This is a genomic window from Streptomyces sp. M2CJ-2 (genome assembly GCF_016757295.1).
Lineage (GTDB): Bacteria > Actinomycetota > Actinomycetes > Streptomycetales > Streptomycetaceae > Streptomyces.
The window spans coordinates 164,249-173,329 of record NZ_JAESIF010000008.1 but is presented as its reverse complement, the minus strand read 5'-3'; the positions used below and the strand labels follow the sequence as shown (position 1 = coordinate 173,329).

Here is a 9,081-nt window from a genome sequence, read left to right as displayed (position 1 = left end):
AGCCGTATGACGGGAGACTGTCACGTACGGTTCCGTGGGAGCCCGGGGGTGAGATTCCCCCGGGCGACCCGACTATTAGCCCGTCGACTCGTCGCTGTATCTCACTCAAAGACTCGGGCGCATGCCGAACTTTCCGGGCGTTAGTGGTGATCATGTACAGTTCCCGAATGTCACGCAAAACCGGGTATCCAGTGCATTTCGTGACGTCCCACCCGTAGGTGTCCGCGAACGCTTGGTAGTGGGCTTGGCCGTAGCCGAACCGCCGGCAGTGGACTTCAACTGTGACAAGGTCCCATTCCGGCTGGCCTTGGGCAACAGTGTCCCAGTCGCACAGCACCGCAGATCCGCCGGTGGTGTGCAGCGCGTTTCGGTGCCGTGGGTCGCCCTGTATCAACCCGGGGGCAAGCGTGAAACGGACTTCTCGCAGTTCTCCCTCCAGTCGGTCTGCCTCCTCCTCCATGTATCGGATGGCTGCGGCAGGGAGGCATGTGATTGCGGCGAGAGAGCGGCGGATCGCACGAATGTTGTCGTGCCCGGCAAGGGCAATCGGGGGTGGGGGCAGCGAGTGGAGCGCCTTGAGGGGACCGGCCAGCTGCCCGGCCGCCACCGGGTAGGTCACGTCCGCTGGAGTGGTGTATCGACGGCCACTCGGTGATCTCGTCTTTGAGGCAACGCGGCGTGTTGCGCTCGCGAGGGCGGTCCTTCGCCGTTTGCGCGGCGGCCTCCGCGCGCGGCCCTCTCCCGGGCGGTCGCGGCTGCGGCGAGCGCCTCGGCGGCCCGCTGCTCATCGAGGGCGCGCCGCGTGGCGGACGTCTGCGTCTGCGCCTTGAGGCGCTCCGTCCCCAGCGGCCTCGTCGCGGGCCCGGGCCGCGACCTGGTGGTCGCCGGCGGTCTCGATGTTCACCCGGTGGTTGCGGACCTCAGGCGCTTTCGCCGAGCAGTCCGCACAGTTCCTGCTCCACATCGATCAGCTGCGTCTCGCGGCCCGGGGGCACCAGTCGGTAGGTCCGCAGCAGCCACCGCTCCACCACGGCGGACGGGGCCTGGAGCAGGACCTGCCCGTCCGGGGCGGTCAACGCAAGACACAGCATGCGGCGCGCCCCGGCACCGGCGGGCCAGGTCCGCACGTCGCCCAGTCCACACGGCCCGAACGCGCCCTGGGCCAGCAACTCGCGGGCGAACACCCAGGTCACCGGGACGTGCGAGCCAATGTGGAAGTCGACCCGGACGGCGTAGGGGTCGCGCGGGTCGTAGGACAGTCGGGTCGCCACACCGATGCTGCAACCCGGCGCGACCAGCAGGCGCATCTCGCACTCCTGCTCGACGAAGTTCTTCATGGGCTTTCTCTTGTCTCTCGATCCGGACGGCGCTCACTGGAGGCCCTCTCCGGACGGTTCCTTCGGCGGCCCTGGTGCGGGTGCCGTGTTCCGGCCGCCGCCCGTGCATCGGGTGACGACATGACCGGGGTGGGGGTCGGTGCGCCTGCAGTCGCACTGAACCCCGCCCCTGGTGGTATGGGCGCACCCCGTCCGGTCATCTACTGCCGTTCTCGGCCGCGGTCGCTCATGCGCGACGTCGTTGTCGGACATGAGCCATGCGGACGGTGCGTGCGCATCTGATCAGCGGACCGGTGGTTCCGGCCCCGCACCGTCAGCGGCGATCGCCCCCGCGGCCCCAGTCACGGTCGCGGTCGTGCCGGTCCCGGTCGTTGCCGCGGTCCCACTTACGATCGCGGTCGTGCCGGTCCCGGTCGTTGTCCGTGGCGTAGGAGCCGGCGGCGACGCGCTGGGCGTCGGAGTGGGGCGTTGCCGAGGCGGTACCGCCCGCGGCGAGCACAGCGCCCGCGGCGACTGCCACCGAGGCGGCCGCGGTGGCGACCCGCCTTCCGAAGATGCGACTCATGATCACTCCTCCTTGAATGCCATGCCGACGTCCCGCCCCGCGGGACGTCGGACGGTGCCCCGAGGTGGTGGGGTACCGCCGAAACTACCCCGAGATGGTTGAAGGATAAACTTTCTGCCGTGTGAGCTATTTCACCGATACCGCCCTCCCGCGGAGAGAAATAATCCGGCCTTTCTCGACCTTCGTGCGGCCGGAATCAATCGCACCGAGGGGCACGGAGAAGCCGCCACCAATCGAGGGCGGAGCGGCGGCGCGCTGCTCGCGGCGCCGCGTCCGGCCAGCCGCGACCGGCGTGGCCCGCCCCCGCCGGGCTGCGGGGATGCCGCTGGTCAAACCCGGCGGAAAATGGCATTCTGCATTTCGTGCAACATTCAACTAATTCGGGGAGGAGGCCGCCGGCCCCGCCTCCCGGGTGGTCGGCGCTGGCACGCCTGGTCAGATCCGTGGCCGCCCGCCAGGGCGGGCGCCTCCTGTCCCACGGCGGCAAGAACCTGACCGCCGCGCTGCTCGCCTGGCAGGCGAGCGCCCCGTGGGGGCAGGGGCGGCCCCAGTTCCTGGCCGTCGCCACCGCCCTGCTCGTGGTCAACACCTCGACGGTGCGCCACTCGATGATCGAAGCCGCGCGCCGGGTGGCGATCCAGGTGGCCGGGGTGGCTCTGGCCGTCGCCACCGCCTGGTGGCTGGGCCCCACCGCCGGGAGCATCATGGCGGTCCTGGCCGTCATTCTGGTGGCCCGCGGGCGCCGCGCGTTCGACGACCACCTCCAGGTCGCCTCGACCGCGCTGCTCACCCTGACGGCCGCAGCGGCGGTGCCGGTGCGCGACCTCGCCCTCCTGGCGCTGGCCACCGTGGCCGGTGCCGTCGTGGGGACGGCCGTCCATGCCCTGATCCTGCCCCCCGTGCACGTGGCTGACTCCCGGACCGCGGTGCGCCGGCTGGCCCGGGCCACCAGCCTGCTGCTGCGCGACATGGGCCGCGGCCTGCGCCAGCACCAGCGGACCAGCCACGCGCGGGTCTGGCTGTCCAGAGCGCGGCAACTCGAGGAGGAGATCGCCGAGGCGCAGGACCAGGTGCGGCTGGCCGAGGACAGCCTGCGCTGGAACCTCCGCTGCTCCGTACACGGGCCCCGGCGGCCCGGAACCGGCGGCCATGCGCTCCTCGTCCTGCACGGGATATCACTGCAGGTGCGAGGGATCGCCCGGACCCTGGTCGACACCGTGGACGCGCCCCGGGACGGCTTCCGTCTGGGGCAGTCGTTTACCGACCAGTACGCCCGGACGCTCGAGCTGGCCGGACAGGCCGTGCAGGACTTCGCCGAAGTGAACCGGGCGGCCGATCCGGAGCACGCCGACGCCGGCAAACGGCTGCGCACCGCGCTCGACCAGGCCCAGAGCTGGCATGACCGCATGACCGGACTCGTGGCACGCGGCGCCCTGACCGAACCCGGAGCCTGGCACATCTACGGATCGCTAGTCACCGACGCGGAACGACTCCTGTCCGACCTGGACCGCGCCGGGACATCGGAGCCGATGGCACCGGTGACGCCGATGACGAAGGGCGTGCCCACCACCCGGTTCCCCCGTCTCTGACCGCCCGGCCCTCCACACCGAGCCGTCAAGCGCCTTCTCGGGCACATCCCACGAGTGCCGCCACCCCCGCCGGCCGAGTATGTTGAATATTGAACAAATATCCCGGGTTGTCCGTTCCGCCCGCCGCGGCGGGCGGCGCTCCTCGCGAAAGGCCCTCCCCATGACCACTGCCATGACGCTCTCACCGGCCCGCTCCCTCACCTGGTCGCTGCCCTGCACCGCCGACGCCCCCGCCCGGGCCCGGCGGCTCACCCGCCGACTCCTGCACAACTGGGGCCTGACCGACGAGTACACCTGCCGCACCGAGGTTGTCGTCGCCGAACTGGTCAGCAACGCCCTCACCCACTCCCGCCCCGACATCCACATCACCTGGCGGCTCGTCCGCGACACCGAACAGCCCGCGGTCCGCGTGGAAGTCACCGACGGCGGACCCATCGCCGCCCCCGCCGGCACCGACCGTGATCCCGACGAACACGGCCGAGGACACCTCATCGTGGCCGCCCTCGCCTCCCTGTGGGGTACCGATCCCCGCCGCGACCGGCGCGGATGCATCCGCTGGGCACAGATCGGTCCCTCCTGACCCGGCAGCACGGCACACGCCGAAGGAGGCACCACGCGTCCGCCGGACGGCCGGCCCCCGCCCCTCCGGGAGCGCCGCCGACTGCCCCGCTCTCCTGCCCGGGCCGGCTCCCACTGTCGGCGTACGAGCTGAAGTGGCTCTGGCAAGATTTTCGTAGCCGGAGATCATCCTGATGCGGTGGTCGGCCGGCCCGCACAGCGGCGGCGTAGATGAGCGATCAGGACGACTCGGTGGCAGAGGAGTGGGACGCGGCGCGTCCTGCCATGATGCGTTTCTGGAGCTTCATGTCGGTGATGCGGCCCTCGTTGACGCCGGAGTTGTAGCAGGTGGTGATTCCCTGGGCAACGGCGCGCTGGTCTTCACGCAGGGCTGTTGCGATACCGACGAGCGGCTTCACGCGGGGAGGGTGGTAGCTCGCGCGGCTCATCCAAGGGCAGGCCGCGACGTAGGGGCGCGAGGGCTATCTTCACCCGCTGATAGGGGCCCAGGTAGCCCTTGGTGAGGAGTTCCTGGTGAAGGATCTTGGCGTTGTGTTCGCCCTCATCCCAGCGTTGCCGCAATAGTCGAGGTACAGGTCGAGGGTGGGGGGCGGCGCGAAGCCCGGCGGACCACCTCGGGCCAGGTACGGGCCCGGGCGCACCTGCGTACCGTGCGGCGGTCCAGCTCGCGGGCTGCGGGCAGGCAGCTGCAGTGAGCGGCCGGGACAGGCCCTGCCACAGGTGGAACGGTCGCTGACCTGGAGGGCGCCGGGGGCGCCGTCGGCAATGCCCTGCCGGTAGGCGAGCAAGCCGTCCCGACAGACGATCTCAACACCCGGATGTCCGCGCAGCCATCGGCTGAGCTGTTCGGCGCCTCTGCCTTCCCAGAAGTCAGCGGGAGCCTGGTCTCGGCGTCGACCAGGAGGGTGCCACGGGTGTCGCCGTACAGCGCAAAGTCATCCACCCCCAGGACTCGGGGTGTGACCAGTAGGGGCTGCGGCCCCCGCATCAGATGGGAGAGCACGGTGCACCGCGAGAGCGTGACGTTCAGGATGCGCAGCATCCGGGCCCCGCTCCAGCCGGCCAGCAGGACCCCGACCGCCTCGACCAGGTGCTGCAATAGCGAGGTGCGCCGCTGGTAGCGCACGGTCAATCCCGGCATCTGCTTGGCGAAGGTCACCTTCGGGCAGGCCGAGTTCTCGCAGTACGGACGGCGCACGCTCAAGTCGATCCGGACCGGCCCTCCGCTGAACGCGACATCGGTGAGATGCCGCACATAGCGGCTGTGGCTCCACTCGCTCGGCGTGCCGCGCCCCGTACCACCCGCTGGAGCACGAGACCGCGTGCGGGCCCGGACCACCACGAGAGGGTCGGAAACATCGACTGAGACCATCCGCACATCCGCCAAGTGTGGTGACGGATAACGTAGTTTCAACAGGTCACGGTAAGAGACTGCCACTACGCGGACTGGCCGACCACCGCGCCGAGGTGATCTCCGGCTACGAAAAACTTGCAGAACCACGTTCACGTGTGCGCCGACCATCCATACCTGGGCGTCGGTACTCGCCGTGCTTATCGGTTTCCCGGGGCCTGCTGCCAGAAGGGGGCCTTGGCCGGGATGAGGGGCAGGGAGGATTCCACGCGGCCGAAACGGTCGTCCTGGCGGGCCCAGGAGGCATAGGCCGCGTCGATCTCCTCCCGGTCGCGGCCGACGAAGTTCCACCACATGAGGATCGGTTCGGGGAAGGGCTCACCGCCCAGGAGCATGACCCGGGTGGGCTCGCGGACCTCCAGGGGGAGCTCGTCGCGTCCTTCGCCGAGGTAGCCGAGACGCCCGGGGCGCAGGGGCTGGTCGCGGACGGCGACGGCACCCTGGAGGACGACAAGCGCGTACTCCCAGTCCGGACGCAGGGGGACCGTGGCCGGCGCCCGCAGCTCCAGCTCGACGCCGACGAGCGGGGTGTCGTGGCGGGCCGGGCTGCTCAGGCCGCCGAAGTCGCCGATCAGGACGGTCGCGGCGCCGGCCCCACCGTCGAGGTCGGTCTGCGGCAGCTCCGCGTGGTGCTCGAAGGCCGGTTGGCCGTGCCGGGTGCTCTCCGGAAGGGCGGTCCACATCTGGATGCCCTCCAGGGTGCCGCGGTAGTGGCCGGTGGCCTCCTCCGCGTGGGAGACGGCGCTGCCGGAGGTCATCAAATTGAGCTGGCCGGGCTTGATGACCTGTTCGGAGCCGAGACTGTCGCGGTGCAGGACCTGGCCGTCAGTCAGCCAGGTGATGGTCTGCAGGCCGATGTGAGGGTGCGGGCCGATGTCCAGGCCGCTGTTCTCGGTGACGTCGGCCGGCCCCATGTGGTCGGCGAAGCACCAGGCACCCACCGTGCGGCGGCCCCGACGGGGCAGGGCCCGGCGCACGCGGACCGCGCCGACGGTCGCCTCCCGGCTGTCGCTCACCTCCAGGCAGGGCGGGGCGGGATGGCCGGTGTCGGCCTGATCGGCGGGCGCATCGACCGTGCTGACCGGTCCACTCATCACAAGACCTCTTTCCTCGTATCTCTCCCCGGGCACATCAAGGATGGGTTCCGTGCGGTCGTGCGGCACCCCGAGGCATTCCGCATCCTTGTGCCGGTGCGGGCGCGGCTCGGCGCACCAGGGGTGGGGGTGTACGCCGCGGTGACCGGGAACACCAGATGGCGCGGCCCGCTTCCGGCGCGCGGCGGAACGATCCCATAGAGGGCAGAGGCGGCGATGAGTGCGAGCAGCCGGTGCCGTTGAGGCGCGGAACCCGGGCATGCCCAGGTGTTCGAAGGCCGGGTTCAGCTCGCGATGGGTCAGGCTGCCAAGACCCGCGACGACTTCGCCGACCAGTGTGCGAAGCGCTGAACGATCCCTGCTGTCGGCCGTTGGCTGCTGGTCGCAGAAACCGAGAGGATCCGGCAGCGGCACTATGTCGCACGACGTCCGCGCGCGTCCTCCGGGCGACCGTCTCGCTCCCACTGCCGGGCTGGCGAGGGGCGGCGCGCTCGCCCTGGAACCGGGCCCGGAAGACGGACCGGTGGTCGTGAAGTCGTCCACCGGAGCGACGAGAGCGTAGGCCGCAGCCGTGCACGCGGCCCTTTGCAGATCCGCCACGTCTTCCTGTTACCGCCAACATCGGTCCTGGCGGGTTCCGTGTCCGTCGGGTCCTTCCGACACTGACGTCACCGGCAACGACGCCGGTCCGAAGAGAGGTGCATCAGGATGCCGGAATTCGACGACGGGACATCCGAGACTGAGCTGCCGACCGTTTCGACCGTGACCACCGAGGTCGTGGTCGTGGGCTCCGGTCCCGCGGGTGCCACCGCCGCCCTGCTGCTCTCGACGCTCGGCGTCGACAACATCATGATCACCAAGTATCGGTGGACGGCGAACACGCCTCGCGCGCACATCACCAACCAGCGTTCGATGGAGGTCTTTCGCGCTCTCGGCATCGAGGACCAGGTGCTGGCGGACGCCACCGAGCACGCCCTCGTGGGCGACACCGTGTTCTGCACGAGCATCGCCGGGGAGGAGATCGGCCGCATCCACACCTGGGGCACCCGACCCGACCGGGAGGCCGACTACCGGCTCGCCTCCCCGTGCCTGACCGTCGACATCCCGCAGACCTACCTGGAGCCGATCCTGGTCAGGAACGCGACGCAGCGCGGGACCCAGACGCAGTTCTCCACCGAGTACCTTTCCCACTTCCAGGACGCCGACGGGGTCACCGTGGAGGTCCTTGACCACTTGACCGGACAGCGATACAGCATCCGGGCCAAGTACCTGATCGGTGCCGATGGGGCCCGCTCGAAGGTGGTCGCCGACATCGGGCTGCCCTTCGCGGGCGCGATGGACATCGCGGGCTCGATGAACATCACCTTCAAGGCCGACATCGCCTCCTTCGTATCCCACCGGCCCTCCGTCCTGTACTGGGTCATCCAGCCGGGTTCCAACGTGGGAGGCATCGGCGCCGGCCTGGTCCGGATGGTCCGCCCCTGGAACGAGTGGCTGATCGTGTGGGGCTACGACATCACCGAGGAGCCCCCGCACATCGACGAGGAGGCCGCGACCGAGATCGTGCGAAACCTCCTCGGCATGCCGGACCTGGACGTCGAGATCACCGGCACCAGCCTGTGGGGCAACAACGAGATGTACGCCACGCGCCTGCACCTCGGGCGGGTGTTCTGCGCGGGCGACGCCGTACACCGGCACCCGCCGAGCAACGGCCTGGGCTCCAACACCTCGGTCCAGGACTCCTACAACCTCGCCTGGAAGCTCGCCGCCGTGCTGAGGGGACACGCCTCCCCCGCGCTGCTGGACACCTACAGCACCGAACGGGCGCCCGTCGCGGAGCGCATCGTCAAGCGGGCCAACAAGTCCAGCCGCGAGTTCGTGGACATCTTCAAGGCCCTGGGTGTCCTCGACGCCACGACCGAGACCGAGATGGCGGCCGCCATCGAGGAGCGCAAGGCCGACACCCCCGCCGGCGCCGCCAAGCGGGCCGCCCTGGTGCGGGCGATGGAGTTGAAGAACTACGAGTTCAACGCGCACGGCGTCGAACTCGGCCAGCACTACACCTCCTCGGCCATCCTCTCCGGCGGGACCACGCCCCCCGTCCCGGCGCGGGACCCCGACCTCTACTACGAGATGTCCACCGTGCCGGGCGCGCGCCTGCCGCATGCCTGGGTCGGTGACCGCGCACGCAAGCAGGCGATGATGGACCTCGCCCCCTACACCCGGTGGACGCTCATCACCGGCATAGCGGGCGAGGACTGGGAACAGGCCGCCGAGAAGGTCGGCCAGGAACTCGGCATACCGTTGGCGACCGTCGTCATCGGCCCGGGCCGTGAGGTCACCGACCTCTACTACTACTGGGCCAAGCTGCGCGAGGTCGAGGAGAGCGGGGTGCTGCTGGTGCGCCCCGACAAGCACGTCGCCTGGCGCGCGATGACCCTCCCCGAGGACCCGGAGGCCCAGCTGCGGCACGCTTTGACCACGATCCTGGAAAGGGACTGAACCC

General features: G+C 70.1%; 8 protein-coding genes. 3 read left to right on the top strand and 5 right to left on the bottom strand.

From position 1 onward, the window contains the following. From JL475_RS10260 to JL475_RS10250, 3 genes are all read right to left on the bottom strand, one after another. The coding region (locus JL475_RS10260) for a phosphotransferase family protein (RefSeq protein WP_202277145.1) at positions 1-619 on the bottom strand (619 nt) is incomplete at its 3' end. A gap of 301 nt (positions 620-920) precedes the next feature. Further along, a complete protein-coding gene (locus JL475_RS10255) occupies positions 921-1,337 on the bottom strand; it encodes an SsgA family sporulation/cell division regulator (protein ID WP_202277143.1) in 417 nt (138 codons plus the stop codon). Between the two features lie 313 nt (positions 1,338-1,650). After that, the gene (locus tag JL475_RS10250; protein WP_202277141.1) at positions 1,651-1,902 is read right to left on the bottom strand and encodes a hypothetical protein; all 252 of its coding nucleotides are present in this window, start codon (positions 1,900-1,902) and stop codon (positions 1,651-1,653) included. Between the two features lie 443 nt (positions 1,903-2,345). Between JL475_RS10250 and JL475_RS10245 the strand changes: the two genes are divergently transcribed. Together JL475_RS10245 and JL475_RS10240 are read left to right on the top strand one after the other, a co-directional pair. Continuing rightward, positions 2,346-3,491, top strand: a complete 1,146-nt coding sequence (locus tag JL475_RS10245; protein WP_202277139.1) for a hypothetical protein — start codon at positions 2,346-2,348, stop codon at positions 3,489-3,491. Between the two features lie 160 nt (positions 3,492-3,651). Then, positions 3,652-4,071, top strand: a complete 420-nt coding sequence (locus JL475_RS10240; RefSeq protein ID WP_202277137.1) for an ATP-binding protein — start codon at positions 3,652-3,654, stop codon at positions 4,069-4,071. A gap of 217 nt (positions 4,072-4,288) precedes the next feature. On the opposite strand, the gene JL475_RS10235 is transcribed toward JL475_RS10240, so the two are convergent. Together JL475_RS10235 and JL475_RS10230 are read right to left on the bottom strand one after the other, a co-directional pair. Next, on the bottom strand, positions 4,289-4,468 hold the full coding sequence (locus JL475_RS10235) for a hypothetical protein (RefSeq protein ID WP_202277135.1): 180 nt from the start codon (positions 4,466-4,468) through the stop codon (positions 4,289-4,291). Between the two features lie 1,153 nt (positions 4,469-5,621). Beyond that, positions 5,622-6,575 (bottom strand): pirin family protein, encoded by a 954-nt coding sequence (locus JL475_RS10230; RefSeq protein WP_202277133.1) that lies wholly within the window; start codon positions 6,573-6,575, stop codon positions 5,622-5,624. 762 nt (positions 6,576-7,337) lie between these two features. On the opposite strand from JL475_RS10230, the gene JL475_RS10225 reads away from it, so the two are divergent. Then, positions 7,338-9,077 carry an FAD-dependent monooxygenase gene (locus tag JL475_RS10225; RefSeq protein ID WP_307825010.1) on the top strand — a complete coding sequence of 580 codons (1,740 nt, stop codon included), beginning with the start codon at positions 7,338-7,340 and terminating at the stop codon, positions 9,075-9,077. Positions 9,078-9,081 lie beyond the last annotated feature (4 nt).